The sequence below is a fragment of the Paenarthrobacter sp. PH39-S1 genome (assembly GCF_030063245.1).
Taxonomy (GTDB): Bacteria; Actinomycetota; Actinomycetes; order Actinomycetales; family Micrococcaceae; genus Arthrobacter_M.
Genome location: NZ_JASISR010000037.1, coordinates 20,386 through 32,879 on the forward strand (window position 1 = coordinate 20,386; position 12,494 = coordinate 32,879).

The following is a 12,494-nucleotide window of genomic DNA, read 5'->3' on the forward strand; positions in this document are numbered from 1 at the left end:
ACCGGGGCGGCGCCCGGCAGCGATCACAGATTGTTCCTCCCGCTCACTGCCCCGCATTGACGTGCCTAGCATGGTAGTCATGGTCAGTCGGGCGAGGCATTGCGGCGCGGCGTCGGAAACGGGACCGTCCCATCGTCTGAGCGCCCTATTGCAGCCCCCGTTCGTTGTGGACCCCGGGCTGGAGAACGCAGCCGTAGCGGCCACGCCTGCGGGCCCCGAGGCGGCTGAACTGTCGGCTGCCGGCGTGACCTACCGGGAGCTGCCCGGTCCCGCCGACAGGACGGAACATCCGGTTGCCGACGCCTCGACGGTCCTTCCGGTGCAACGGGAGATGGCAAGCAGTCCTAGCGGAATACCTCCCATGTCCGGACGACTGCGCTGGCGGGTAGGCTCGGCCGCCGTGCTGATCATCCTTGCTCTGCTGGCCAGCGGCGTTCTGGTTCTGCTGCTCCCGACGATGGGCCAGCAGCTGGCACCCCAAGGCGTGGACGTTGGCCCGTCGGTGAAGGTGAAGGTCCCCGGCACCGGCGAATCGGGTAAACCCTCGGGGGAGCCCTCGGGGGAGGCGACGGTCCCCGCCGACACGAATACGGACGCGGGGAGGACCGGCGGCGCCGCTGTCCTGGTCCACGTCGCCGGGGCTGTGGCACACCCGGGAATTGTGGAACTCCCCTCGGGAAGCCGCGTCTACGAGGCCATCGAGGCAGCCGGTGGTGAGCTGCCGGACGCCGCCGTGGAAGCCGTCAATCTCGCGGCAGTGCTGGCCGACGGGGAGCGGATCATCGTCCCTACCCGGGACCAGGCCGCAGAGGCACCCGCGGCGGGTGCTTCCGCCGGTACGTCGTCCGGCGTCAACCCGGCCGGCGCAAAGCCCTCCGCGGTCAAGGTCAATCTGAACAGCGCCGCAGTCCAGGAACTGATGACACTACCGAAGGTAGGCCCCGTGCTGGCACAGCGGATCGTGGATTTCCGGCAGCAGCACGGCAAATTTGCCAGCACCCAGGAACTGGACGCCGTTGATGGCATCGGTCCCAAGCTTCTGGCAGCTCTGCTGCCACTCGTAACGGTGTAAGGCGAGCCGCGGTCATGACGAAAGACCGGGCACGTCCGGACGACGCGGCGGCGGAACCGGAGGCGCCCAAAGCGGCCAAGCAGCCTTGGCAGCGCTACCTCCAGGCCGCGGTGGGGAGCGGACCGCGGACGGATCTGCCGGATGAGGCGATTCGTCCACCGGTCCCCTCCGCCCGGTCCATCAGGCGCCCCGCATGGCGGAGTCCGGAATTGGTCCGCCGTTTCGCTGCCCGGGCAAGGGCGGGCGCGCCGGGCGGACGGCAGAACGACGGCGGGCCGGGAACGCCCGGTGCGCTGCGACGGATTGACATGCGGCTGGTTCCGGCAACAGTGTGCAGCTGGACTGCGGCGCTGGCCGGCACCGCCATGCCGGCAACGGACGCAGTCCGCGCAGGTCTCGTGGCCGGCCTCCTTGGTCCGGCCATCTGGGTCGGTGCTTGCATGGCGCTGGCTCCTGGCCGGAGCCGGCGCCGCAGTAGAACGAGAAAGCCCAGGCAGTCAGGGCTGCTGCGCGCGATTCCGGCGGCGGTGCTCGCGCTCCTCTGCGTTGCCGGGGTCCTGTTGGTGGCCGGTGCGCAGGCCGGCTTCAAGACCCGAGGACCGATCGGGCAGGCGATCACCGGTTCCGTGACGGTGACGGCCGTGCTGCTGGTGCGCGCCGATCCACATCCCGTCAGTGGGCCAGCTTCCGGCGGGAAGGTGATCGTGGAAGCGCTCCTAACGGAGGCAACATCCGGCGGCCTACGGTTCGAGGCGGCCGCACCGGTGCTGGTGGTGGGCGGTGCCGACTGGGACACGGTGGTGACCGGGCAGTATGTCGCCGCCGCGGGAACGCTGAAGGCCACGGACGCCGGGGCGGATACCGTCGCGTACTTCGCCGCTAAATCCGTTCCCCGCGTGATCGCCGTTCAGCAGGGCTGGACCCGCTGGGCGGCGGAACTGCGCGCGGGGTGGAGGGCCGCGGCGCAGTCGCTGTCGGGTACCGTCCTGCCGGATGCCGCCGGTCTGCTGCCGGGCATGATCACCGGGGACCGTTCGGCCCAGCCGGCGGATCTCGACGCCGCCATGAAGCAGGTGGGCCTGACCCATTTGACCGCTGTCAGTGGAGCGAACTGCACGTTGATCCTCGGCGGTCTGATCTATCTGGCCCGATGTGTGCGTTGCCCGAGGTGGCTCGCGGCGGGACTGGCTGTGACCGGTCTCGCCGGCTTTGTCGCCGTCGTCGGACCGGATCCGAGCGTGCTCCGGGCGGCCTTCATGGGGGTGATCGGCATATTGGCGATGCTGTCCGGACGGCCAAAGCGGGTCTCCGCGCTTTTGGCCGTCGCTGTAGTGGGCCTGTTGCTGGTGGATCCCTGGCTTGCCGTAAATTACGCCTTCATTCTCTCCGTACTGGCCACCCTGGGCCTGCTGCTCGTGGGGAAGCAATGCAGCCGATGGCTGCTGGCGTGGTTCCCGCACTGGCTGGCGCAGGCCGTCGCGGTGCCGCTGACAGCCCAGCTGTTCTGCGCTCCGGTTATAGTTCTGCTGCAACCGCAGCTGATGGCCTATTCGCTGCCCGCCAACATGGCCGCGGCACCGGTCATTGCCCTGGTGACAGGCATCGGGACCCTGGGCCTCGTCGCGCTGGCGCTCGCGCCGTGGGCGGTACCGGCGTTGGTGTTCCTCTCCGGGATTGGTGCACAGTGGGTGGCCTTCGTCGCACGGTTCTTCTCCGGTCTGCCCGGTGCCGCCCAGCCGTGGCCGGAAGGAGTAGCCGGAGTTACCTCGATGGCGGGGCTTTCGGCCGTCACCGTCGCGGGGCTGTGGGGCACCGTCCATCACCGGCGGATTGCCGCCACGGCGCTCCGGCTGCGGGCCCGGTTACCGCCCCGGTGGCGGGGCGCGGCCGGGCTGCCCGGCGGGGTCGCCCTGGCCTCCGTCACCGGTGCCGTCCTTGCCTGGCTGCTCAATACAGCGGGCGCACACTGAAATACCGACGTTGCCTCCAGGGGCCGGCGGATGCAGCCGGGATTCGTCGGATAGGGAATGTCGCAGCACCATGGCAGGCTGGTTATATGACCTCTCTTATCCCAATGGCGCGTCGATGACCCCTCCCGCAGCAGGGCGCGGCACCAGCTCCGCCGCATCCAAGAGTCAGTCCCGGGCAGCGGTACGCGGCGCCGCCGGGACGGTCCGGATGGTGAGCTGGCGCGATGTTCCGCCCGCCAGTGTGGTTTTGGTGCACGGGACGGAAGACTTCATTGCCGGTCGGGCGCTGGAAAACCTGCGCCGTAAACTCCGCGCGGAGAGCCCGCAGCTCGAGGTCACCACAGTGGACGCCTCCGCCTACACCGCCGGCCAGCTGACCATGCTGTCCAGCCCGTCCCTGTTCGGCGAAGCAAAACTCATCGAGGTATCGGCGCTCGCCGCCATGAATGACGATTTCCTGACCGAAGCACTGGCATACCTCAACTCGCCCGAGCCGGACGTCGTCGTCGCCCTCCACCACGGCGGCGGTACCCGTGGAAAAAAACTGCTGGATGCTGTCAAAGCCAGCGGCGCGCCCGTGGTGGAATGCCTGCCGCTGAAGAAGGACCAGGAAAAGGCGGATTTCGTCGGCGCGGAGTTCCGGCAGGCCGGGCGGCGGATCGATCCGCAGGCCGTGCGCGCGTTGGTTGCGGCGGTCGGGGCCAGCCTGGCGGAACTGGCGGCCGCGTGCAGTCAGTTGATCGCCGATGTGCCCTCCGCGGAAGGAGCCGCGTCGGTGTCCGCTGCCATGGTGGATAAGTATTACGGTGGCCGTGTGGAGGCCACCGCATTCAGGGTGGCCGACGCCGCGCTGGCCGGGAACGCCCCTGTGGCACTCTCCTCGCTGCGCCATGCACTGGCTACCGGAGTGGACCCGGTGCCGCTGGTGGCGGCCTTGGCTATGAAGGTCAGGACGTTGGCCAAGGTGCATTCGGCCCGGGGGAGTTCGGCGCAGATAGCGAAGGACCTCGGCATGCAGGCGTGGCAGGTTGATTCCGCGCGACGGGACATCGGTGCCTGGAGCGCCGAGGCGTTGATCAGATCCATCCAGGTCCTGGCGGACGCCGATGCCCAGGTCAAGGGGGAAGCGAAGGACCCGGTCTACGCCGTGGAACGGGCCGTGACGGTGATCGCCACCTCCGCCCGCCGGCGGTAACGCACAAACTGGCCCTTTAACGAACTGTGGCCGACACCCGAAGGTGCCGGCCACAGCCGATGCATGAGCGCTACAGCGCCCGGATACTCCCGTGAAAGGGTAGCAACGGGTCCCTAGAGGGCGTTAACCTTCTTGGAGATGGCCGACTTGCGGTTTGCGGCGTTGTTGGCGTGGATAACACCCTTGCCAACGGCCTTGTCCAGCTTGCGGCTCGCGCCAACCAGGGCAACAGCAGCGGCATCCTTATCGGAAGCCTCGACCGCGACGTGTACTGCACGGATAGCGGTCTTCAGCTCGGACTTCACTGAGTTGTTGCGCTGGCGCGCCTTCTCATTGGTAAGAATGCGCTTCTTCTGGGACTTAATATTAGCCACGTATGAACTCTCTTTTTAAAGCGGACTTCGGTCGTAGAGGGCGTAGGTTGACCATTGACAGCGGCGTGGGGATGCTCGAATTACGGTGAACGTCCGGCCAACCTGTAGTGACCGCCGACCTGCACGGGCACACAGTCACCAATGCTAACAGATCACGGTAGTCAACCGGTCAACGCCGGCGAGTGCCACCACGGCCAGGGCCATATAGGAGGCTTTGCGGGAAGTGCGCGGGCGTGGTGCGCGCACTTCATTCGCCGGGCCAACGCCATCCTCCGTGCCCCCGACGTTTCTGTGTCCATCCTTCGTGCCCCCGACGTTTCTGTGTCCATCCTTCGTGCCCCCCGGCCTCCCTGTCCCGATCCTTTCTGCTTTCCTTTCCGTCTCCATCCTTTCCCCGCTCATGCAGTGCCGAGGCCAGCAGCTCGGCCAGGTGCACACACTAGCGGCCGGCGGCGTTGCCCTGTTCGATCTGGGTCCGGCAGCTGAATCCATCGGCCAGCACCACATCGTCCGGCGCGGACTCGCGCACGGCGTCGAATCCCGTGACCGCGTGCTGGTGGCAGCGCGTCTGGATCAGGGCGCGCCGTGCCGGCGGCGGCGGCTCCCAGCCCGGGCTGTGTTCTGTGAGCAGCTCGGCCAACGTGACGGTCTGCTGCAGTGGTCCCGGCACCGGTGAAATATCTGTTGGGGTGTTCCCAGAACCCGGCTGCGGTTTCTCCTTTCTCATACGTGAGGATTTCGGTATAAGCCAATCCTGAGTGGTCATCGTGGGTATTGTGCAGAACGTCGTCGCCAGGGCGGCGGTTCGCGGCCATTTTGGTTTTGTTGTGGTTACTGGCGGCCTTGCCCAGAACCTTATGGCCGCTACCGTCAGGGATTCGCCCGAGTTCCTTGATGCCCACGTGGACCAGGCCCCCAGTTACGGGGTGTTCGTTGTGGCGGATGGCCAGTCCTCTAGCCCGGGTCCAGCTACGCCAGCCTGTACTGGGTGGGGACCTTGTACGTAGTGGGAGGTGGGAGGAAGCACAAACGTCGTCTCGAACAGGTTGGTCCACCGGGCCAGCCGCGCCATGGCCTGCTCGCTCACGCCGTCGTCGGCCAGGACGACGGCGACAGGGTTGCCCAGGCACGGGGTGGGGGAGAAGACATCAACTTGGGCGAACTGGTACTCGGTCAATTCAGGGGTCCCTTCGAGACGGCGGAGGCGCGCAATGCAGGCTACTGCCTATTACCACGGTCCGGCACCGGCGTCAACTGCCACTTGGGGGAAATTGGTCGGGACGGGGCTGCTGCAGCAGTTAGCCGGCGGATTCGCTCACGTCGGGTCCTGGTCGAAAAGCGCGGCAAGCTTCAGCAGTCCGGGCTCGATCCGCTCATTGGGAATGGAGGCGAACCCGATCCGCATGTAGTTGTTGGAGGCATGCCGGGTGGCAAAATACTTTTCGCCTGAATCGAACAGGATTCCGTTCCTCTTGGCCAGGACCCGCAGTTCCCGGGTGTCCACCTGGGCGGGGGCCTTGAGCCAAAGGCCGGTTCCGCCCGGCGGGAGCGTCTGCTCGTCGGGAAATATCTCGCGCGCAATTGCTGAGGCGGTATGCCAGCGGGTGCCCAGGGCCCGCCTGTAGGACTGCATCGACGTCCTGAAATCCCCGCTTTGGTACAGGAGCGCCACAGCCCGTTGAATTTGTCCGGGCGGCTGCCTGTGCTGGTAGCGCCGGGCCTTGCGCAGGATGGCAATGAGTGGTGACGGGCCCACCAGGAATCCGATGCGAATGCCGGGTGCCAGGACCTTGGACATGGTGCCAAGGTAGATGGTCCGCCCGTTGGGGTCCAAGGCCGCCATCGCCGGGGAGGGCTGCCCCTCGTAGCGCAGCTCCGAGTCGTAGTCGTCCTCGACAATGATGAAGTTGTGGCGTGAGGCGTCCCCAATAATGTCCAGGCGCCGTTTGGCCGTCAGCGTCACGTTGGTGGGGTGCTGGTGGCTGGGGGTCAGGTAGATCAATTTTGCATGCGAATATGATTCCTGCGGAATGGCCCCCTCGGCGTCCACCGGAAGGTACCCGAGGTTGGCGCCGGCCCGGGAAAAGACGTGACGGGCGTCGAGATACCCAGGGCTTTCCACGAGAACGGAATCGCCGTGATGCAGCAGGCTTTCGCCCAGAAGCTGCAGGCCCTGTTGGCTGCCAAGGGTGATCAGCACATTGTCCGGTTCGGTGAAGATCCCCCTCGCCGGCAGGATGAGTTGGCAGATGGTCTCCAGCAGCAGGGGATCGTCCATGAGCACGTCGTCCAGGCTGGCGTGGCGGTGCTCGTCAGTGGCCAGTGAGGCCTTCAGGGCCCGAATCCAGGCTGCCGCGGGAAAGTGCGCGGGATCGTGCTGGCCGGTGACGAAGGGATACTCGAAAGTCCACCATCGCGGTTCCCTGTCCAGCTCGGGCAGGGCTGGGGCAGCCGATGACGCCAGCTGGACCCAGTCGATCTCGGCATGGCTGGCGTGCACGCCGGGACTGCTGCCGTGGTCAACGCTGATGGGGCTGATTTGGTGGTTGACGAAGAACCCTGAGCGCGACTTGGCGACGATGAACCCGTCATCGAGCAGTCCGCTATAGGCGGCCTGGACGGTGGTCCTGGAAACGCCCAGGAGCTCAGCGATTTGCCGGCTTGAGGGGATCCTTGTGCCGGTGGGCCAGACGCCGGAAGCGATGAAACCCTCCACGGTGCGGCGAACGCGCAAATGCAGCGGTGTGCCGGGCGGGGCCTGGATCAGCGCTAGGTCGTTCGGCGTTTGCTGCCGTGTTCTTGCCATGGCCCGAGGATAGCAGCCCACTGCGCCTTTCTGGACTGGTGGAAGTCAAAATACTGGACCTTGTGAGGGCCATAAAAAGTCAGAATAATGTGACACAATCCACTTCAAAGGAAGAAGCCATGATTCCCAGAACGGCGAGCGTTGTCATCGCTCTGATTACACCAATCACCCTAGTGACACTTGGGGTGCTACTGCTTGGCGGGTCAACGGCAACCATCTTCGGCATACCGTTGATCCTGCTGTTCATGTTCATCATGTTTCCGGTGACGAGCCTGCTAATGTGGATCAGCTGGCGGTTGTTTGACAAGCATGCTGACTACCAGCTGGACGAGTTTGAGGATGCGGCCGCGGAGGTGGCCCCATGACCATTGTCATGTTCGTCATTGTCCTGCTGCTCGCCGTCGGGATTGGCCTGTATTCACGCGTCGGTGCCGGCAAGTCAACAGCCGACTTCCTGGTGGGCGGCAGAAGCTTCGGCTCGGTGGTTGTGTTCATCATGGTGGTGGGGGAGGTGTACTCCATTGGCACCATCATCGGGTTCCCGGGCGGTGTCTATGCGCACGGCGTGGGATTCGCGGTGTGGTTCATGGGCTACATTCTCCTGGGGTACCCCATCGGCTACTTCCTGCTTCCACTGCTGTGGAAGGCCGGGCGCCAATACAACGCCATGACACTTCCAGACATTTTCCGCGGCCATTTCAAGTCCCGGCCGTTGGAACTGACGGCCGCACTGATCGGTGTTGTTTTCCTGATCCCCTGGGCCCAGCTCCAGCTGACGGGGCTGGAGGTTGCCCTCAACGGACTGGGCCTGGGCCTGACGCCGTTGGTGACGGTTCTCATTGGCGTCGGAATTTCGCTGGTATTTGTCCTGCTCTCGGGCATCAGGGCACCAGCCTTTGTCAGCTTCCTGAAAGACTTTGCCCTGATCGCCGTCATCCTGGTCGTCGCCGGCTTCGTGCTGAACAAGGTCCCCAACGTCGCCACCATCATCACTCACGCGAATGTGGGCTCGGAGCACACCACCATCCCCGGCGGGGCTCCGATGCTCAACACCATCTCCACCCTCCTGTTCCAAACCATCGGGTTCTACATGTTCCCGTTCGTCATCCAGGCGGTGCTCAGCGGGAAATCGCCGGTCAGCATCAGGTACACCCAGATCGTCATGCCCCTCTACATGCTGATGTACCCCTTCATCCTGCTCACCTCATTCTTCGCCATCTCGGCGGCGCCAGGCCTGACCGGGGCGGACACCAACCTTGCCTTCATTGAGGTGGCACGCCAGCTTCTGCCCGACTGGCTGGTGGGCCTGGTCGCCGGGGGAGCGGCCCTGTGTGCAATCGTGGTGCTCGCCGCGTCAGCGCTGGTCATCGGCACGCTTTTCTCCAGAAATGTTTTGACCAATATCAGTGAAGCCAGGCAAAAGCCCATGACGCAGGTGGTCATCTTCGTCTATCTGGCCATTTCCATCGTGCTGACGCTGGTGGTTCCCACCATCATGGGAACCCTGATCAACACCGCCTACTACGGGCTGACCCAGCTCATTGTCCCGGTCCTGCTCATGATCTTCCCGACCCGGGTACGTCCCGGCGCCATGGCCGCAGGACTCGCGGTGGGCGCCCTGACCTCCATTGGCATCTACCTCTCCGGAGCCACGCTGGGCGGGCTTAACATCGGGGTGCCGGCGCTGGCGGCAAATCTGCTGGTTGTGGGCATCGGCCGGCTGGTCTCCCCGGCCGCCGAGCCCACCCAATCCCTTGCGGCGCGCCGGCGCCGCATCCCTGCCGATTCCGGTGCCCCGGCCGGGTGGACCCACCACACGGCCCGGAAAGAGAGCGCTTCGTAGATGTCAGCTGCAATTTTCACAAACGGAAGCATTCGACTGGACGCCTGGAGCGATCCCGTGGAGGCACTCGCCGTGGACCGCGGCAGAGTCCTCAGTGCAGGGTCGCTGGAGGAGGTGGAGGCGGCTGCCGGCCCGGCGCCCAGACGCATCAACCTCGACGGCGCCACAGTGGTCCCCGGATTAATCGAGTCCCACGTCCACCCCGTGTTTTTCGGACTCACCCGGAACTGGACGGACTGCCGTAGCCCGCTCAACGGCAGCATTTCAGATATCCAGGCGGCCTTTCGCCGTGACCTGGGGGCGCTGGCCGACGGCAAGTGGCTGCGCGGCTGGGGCTATGACGACACACTACTGGCCGAGGGGCGGCATCCCAACCGCGAGGATCTGGATGCCGTCAGCCGTGACGTGCCCCTGGTTGTCTCCCACATTTCGGGTCATTTTGCCGTCGCGAATTCCCTGGCACTTGATCTGGCCGGCATACATGAGGATCGGGCAGACCCATCGGACGGGCGGTTCGTCCGGGATGAATCCGGGAAATTGACGGGTCTGATGTGGGAGATGGGCGCGGTGCATGCCGTTCTTGACGCCATCCCGCCCGTCTCTGAACAGGACGTCAAAGACGCCGCCCTCTACGCTGCGGGGGTAGCCGCTGAACGGGGCATGACCTCCATTCACGACCTAGGCGTGGGGATCATGGCCGGCGACTTGGAAATCGACACGTGGCGCAAGCTGGCAGCAGAGTCCCAACTCTCGATCCGGGTGACCGGATACGTCAGGTCGGACCTCGCCCTGCGGTATTTGGAAGGGTCACCGGACCTTTTTGCCCGGCCTGCCGTGGGCAACTACAGGGTGGCCGGGGCAAAATTCTGGTCGGACGGTTCCATCCAGGGGCTTTCGGGTGCGCTCAAGGAGCCCTACTCCTGCCAGGACACCCAGTGCGGCGAGCTGCTGTATTCCCCCGAGGAGCTGGCAGGGCTCCTGCGCCGCATTGACGACGCCGGCGGCCAGTGCGCGGTTCATGCCAACGGTGATCTGGCCATCTCCACCGTGGCCGGGGCGTTTGCGGCCTTGCGCGGCAGTTCGAACCAAAGCGATCCGAGGCACCGGGTGGAACACCTGCAGATGGCGTCGGCCAAGGACATCGCGTCGCTGGTCGAGTCAGGCTCCGTGGCGTCCATTTTCGCCAACCACGTGTACTACTGGGGGGATCGGCACCGCGACCGGTTCATTGGTGCCGAACGTGCCGCCAGGATTGATCCCACCCGTGATGCGCAGGATGGCGGCCTCCACTTCGGCATGCATTCGGATTGCCCCATTACGCCGATGGACGCGCTGGCCACTTTCCGCACCTCGGTGACGAGGCTGACCAGCGGCGGTTCGGTCCTGGGTGAAGCGCAAAGGCTTGACCAGCGCGCAGCCCTGCATGCATTGACGGCCGACAGCGCATACCTGACCCACGACGAGGCCCATCTGGGCACCCTGACGGCCGGCATGGATGCCGACCTGACCATTCTGGACCAGGACATCGTGGGCCTTGCCATTGAACAATCCCAGAATGTTTCAGCCGTGGCGACCGTGGTGGGGGGTGAATTCGTCTTCAACCGTGGGGGTTTTTAGCAGCCTAGGGGGCGTCGAACCTGCCCGGGCCAGCCGGTGGCGAACCTGTCTGGAACCAAATAGGGCAGACTGGAGGTTCCCTCATGAAGGGGGTTCCCTCACGAAGGGGTTCCCTCACGACAAGGCGGCAACCGCATGCTCAACCTCCGGCGGGACCAGGACGGCTTCATTCACGTGGGCCGGCACTTCCCCACCAAAATGTCCATCGCCGTCACGTTCACCGACGGCACCCGAGGCGAATTTTCCAGCGCCCGGCTCAACGAGCTGTACACCAGGCCCTGGCCGCCTACCCCTGGGCAACAGCCTCGATGCGAAGGGCTTTGACCGGGCACCCGGGAAAATCCACCGACGCAACGCCGTCGGGCTCGTGCCCGTCAGCACCTGCATGGCCAGGAAGCCACAGCGGGGCATGCCTGACCGGCAACGACCGGCCCGCTACGCTGTTCCCATGAGACCCCTGAAAGTGTTCGGACTGGACATCGACAAGCTGGGCGGCGGGCGTAACGGCCACTACGTGATTGAGGAATCCATGCGGGTGCATCCGCGCACACGCCGGACCTTCCGCTGGGTGAATTGGATCCTCGGCTTGCAAGTCCTGGTGGGGCTGAGCGCCATTGTCATTGCCCGGTTGGGATGGTTATTTTTGGTTGAAAAGGGGGAGTAAACGGGGAGTCCGCGTGAGTTGTGGGCACCAGTGCCTCAAGCCTGCCCACGTGGATCTGAAAAACGGGCTCGTCTTTGCGCCAGTACGAGCCGCTACCCGTCTCCCCGTGTCCCCGTATCCACGAATCCACGAATATCGTCCGGCAGGGCTGCTATGGATGGCGGCCATCAGGCGGCGCGGATGTGGCCCAGCCGAAACTCCAAGAGGAGGCCAGCAGAGGCGAGGGCTTGAATGAGAGGTTAGGTGGGCCCTGCCCAGCTGGAAACAGCGTGGCCACGATGAGGCCTCCAACTTTTTTTTCGACAAGTGCTTGACGTGCAAACGTGACCTCTATCATAATAATTTATGGGATCCCAAGACGGGATCCCATAAATTGCCGGTTTGACCTGGACCTCCTTCGGGCAGGACTGCAGGTATTCAAGACAAAGTCTTGGGGATCCATGCGGGCACGCGGGCCACAATGAGTGTTCCCCTGACGAGAGCGCCTTATCCGCCGATGAAAGTTGTAAGGAGGATCAAGTGAGCGAGAGCACAACGAAAAGCGACGATCGTCCGCTGCGTGAAAGTGTTCGTGACACCATTCGGGCCAGAATTTTTGAGGGGCACTACGTTCCAGGCACCCGGCTGGTCGAGCGCGATCTGGCCGACGAGTTCAATGTCTCCAGGCTCCCGATTCGGGAGGCCTTGCGTATGCTTCGCCAGGAGGGGCTGGTGAGTGAGAAGCCCAACTCACGAGGCATTGTGGTGAGCAGCCTCAGTCCGGAAGAGGTTGCGGATTTGTTCGATGTTCGACAGGCACTGGAGGTTCTTGCCTGTGAGCTTGCCTCAGCTGATATGAGGGAACGTTTGTCAAGTGGCAGTGGTGAGCGGCTCCCGGCTGATATGAGGGGGGCCGCTCATTGGGTGCCGTCCGGGTGTGGTGGTCGTGCTGGCGAGTCTTGTGTTCGACTGCA

At 64.7% G+C, this 12,494-nt stretch carries 12 protein-coding genes and 1 pseudogene; 9 read left to right on the plus strand and 4 right to left on the minus strand.

From position 1 onward, the window contains the following. The first annotated feature begins 79 nt into the window (after positions 1 to 79). The 3 genes from QMG52_RS18225 to holA all read left to right on the plus strand — a co-directional run bounded on the left by QMG52_RS18225 (position 80) and on the right by holA (position 4,237). The gene (locus QMG52_RS18225) at positions 80 to 1,072 is read left to right on the plus strand and encodes a ComEA family DNA-binding protein (RefSeq protein ID WP_283561843.1); all 993 of its coding nucleotides are present in this window, start codon (positions 80 to 82) and stop codon (positions 1,070 to 1,072) included. Positions 1,073 to 1,086: 14 nt separating this feature from the next. Beyond that, positions 1,087 to 3,042, plus strand: coding sequence for a ComEC/Rec2 family competence protein (locus QMG52_RS18230; protein ID WP_283561844.1), 1,956 nt, complete (start codon positions 1,087 to 1,089; stop codon positions 3,040 to 3,042). A gap of 115 nt (positions 3,043 to 3,157) precedes the next feature. Continuing rightward, positions 3,158 to 4,237, plus strand: a complete 1,080-nt coding sequence (gene holA / locus QMG52_RS18235) for a DNA polymerase III subunit delta (protein ID WP_502920568.1) — start codon at positions 3,158 to 3,160, stop codon at positions 4,235 to 4,237. A 113-nt stretch (positions 4,238 to 4,350) separates the two neighbouring features. On the opposite strand, the gene rpsT is transcribed toward holA, so the two are convergent. From rpsT to pdxR, 4 genes and pseudogenes are all read right to left on the minus strand, one after another. Further along, positions 4,351 to 4,611 (minus strand): 30S ribosomal protein S20, encoded by a 261-nt coding sequence (rpsT, locus tag QMG52_RS18240; RefSeq protein WP_283561845.1) that lies wholly within the window; start codon positions 4,609 to 4,611, stop codon positions 4,351 to 4,353. 439 nt (positions 4,612 to 5,050) lie between these two features. After that, on the minus strand, positions 5,051 to 5,338 hold the full coding sequence (locus tag QMG52_RS18245) for a hypothetical protein (protein ID WP_283561857.1): 288 nt from the start codon (positions 5,336 to 5,338) through the stop codon (positions 5,051 to 5,053). Between the two features lie 285 nt (positions 5,339 to 5,623). Then, positions 5,624 to 5,788 (minus strand): annotated as a pseudogene (locus QMG52_RS18255) (PhzF family phenazine biosynthesis protein); the annotation flags it as partial. Positions 5,789 to 5,926: 138 nt separating this feature from the next. Continuing rightward, on the minus strand, positions 5,927 to 7,417 hold the full coding sequence (gene pdxR, locus QMG52_RS18260) for a MocR-like pyridoxine biosynthesis transcription factor PdxR (RefSeq protein ID WP_283561846.1): 1,491 nt from the start codon (positions 7,415 to 7,417) through the stop codon (positions 5,927 to 5,929). Positions 7,418 to 7,536: 119 nt separating this feature from the next. Here pdxR and QMG52_RS18265 point away from each other — a divergent pair, with 119 nt between their 5' ends. The 6 genes from QMG52_RS18265 to QMG52_RS18290 all read left to right on the plus strand — a co-directional run. Beyond that, complete coding sequence (locus tag QMG52_RS18265; RefSeq protein WP_283561847.1) at positions 7,537 to 7,782, plus strand: hypothetical protein; 246 nt, start codon at positions 7,537 to 7,539, stop codon at positions 7,780 to 7,782. Then, a complete protein-coding gene (locus QMG52_RS18270; protein WP_283561848.1) occupies positions 7,779 to 9,260 on the plus strand; it encodes a sodium:solute symporter family protein in 1,482 nt (493 codons plus the stop codon). The genes QMG52_RS18265 and QMG52_RS18270 overlap by 4 nt, the downstream gene beginning before the upstream one ends. Beyond that, entirely contained in the window at positions 9,261 to 10,877 is a 1,617-nt protein-coding gene (locus QMG52_RS18275; protein ID WP_283561849.1) for an amidohydrolase, read from the plus strand. A 135-nt stretch (positions 10,878 to 11,012) separates the two neighbouring features. Beyond that, positions 11,013 to 11,201, plus strand: coding sequence for a hypothetical protein (locus QMG52_RS18280; RefSeq protein ID WP_283561850.1), 189 nt, complete (start codon positions 11,013 to 11,015; stop codon positions 11,199 to 11,201). Positions 11,202 to 11,325: 124 nt separating this feature from the next. Further along, complete coding sequence (locus QMG52_RS18285) at positions 11,326 to 11,541, plus strand: hypothetical protein (RefSeq protein WP_283561851.1); 216 nt, start codon at positions 11,326 to 11,328, stop codon at positions 11,539 to 11,541. A 519-nt stretch (positions 11,542 to 12,060) separates the two neighbouring features. Then, positions 12,061 to 12,494 (plus strand): GntR family transcriptional regulator (locus QMG52_RS18290; RefSeq protein WP_283561852.1); only part of this gene is annotated, 434 nt, incomplete at its 3' end.

Excerpts from the sequence above, each read along its gene's own strand:
- QMG52_RS18285 (WP_283561851.1), top strand. The coding sequence starts at position 11,326 with ATGAGACCCCTGAAAGTGTTCGGACTGGACATCGACAAGCTGGGCGGC.
- QMG52_RS18245 (WP_283561857.1), bottom strand. The coding sequence starts at position 5,338 with ATGAGAAAGGAGAAACCGCAGCCGGGTTCTGGGAACACCCCAACAGAT.
- pdxR (WP_283561846.1), bottom strand. The coding sequence starts at position 7,417 with ATGGCAAGAACACGGCAGCAAACGCCGAACGACCTAGCGCTGATCCAG.
- QMG52_RS18225 (WP_283561843.1), top strand. The coding sequence starts at position 80 with ATGGTCAGTCGGGCGAGGCATTGCGGCGCGGCGTCGGAAACGGGACCG.
- QMG52_RS18230 (WP_283561844.1), top strand. The coding sequence starts at position 1,087 with ATGACGAAAGACCGGGCACGTCCGGACGACGCGGCGGCGGAACCGGAG.
- QMG52_RS18270 (WP_283561848.1), top strand. The coding sequence starts at position 7,779 with ATGACCATTGTCATGTTCGTCATTGTCCTGCTGCTCGCCGTCGGGATT.
- QMG52_RS18280 (WP_283561850.1), top strand. The coding sequence starts at position 11,013 with ATGCTCAACCTCCGGCGGGACCAGGACGGCTTCATTCACGTGGGCCGG.
- QMG52_RS18265 (WP_283561847.1), top strand. The coding sequence starts at position 7,537 with ATGATTCCCAGAACGGCGAGCGTTGTCATCGCTCTGATTACACCAATC.
- holA (WP_502920568.1), top strand. The coding sequence starts at position 3,158 with ATGACCCCTCCCGCAGCAGGGCGCGGCACCAGCTCCGCCGCATCCAAG.
- QMG52_RS18275 (WP_283561849.1), top strand. The coding sequence starts at position 9,261 with ATGTCAGCTGCAATTTTCACAAACGGAAGCATTCGACTGGACGCCTGG.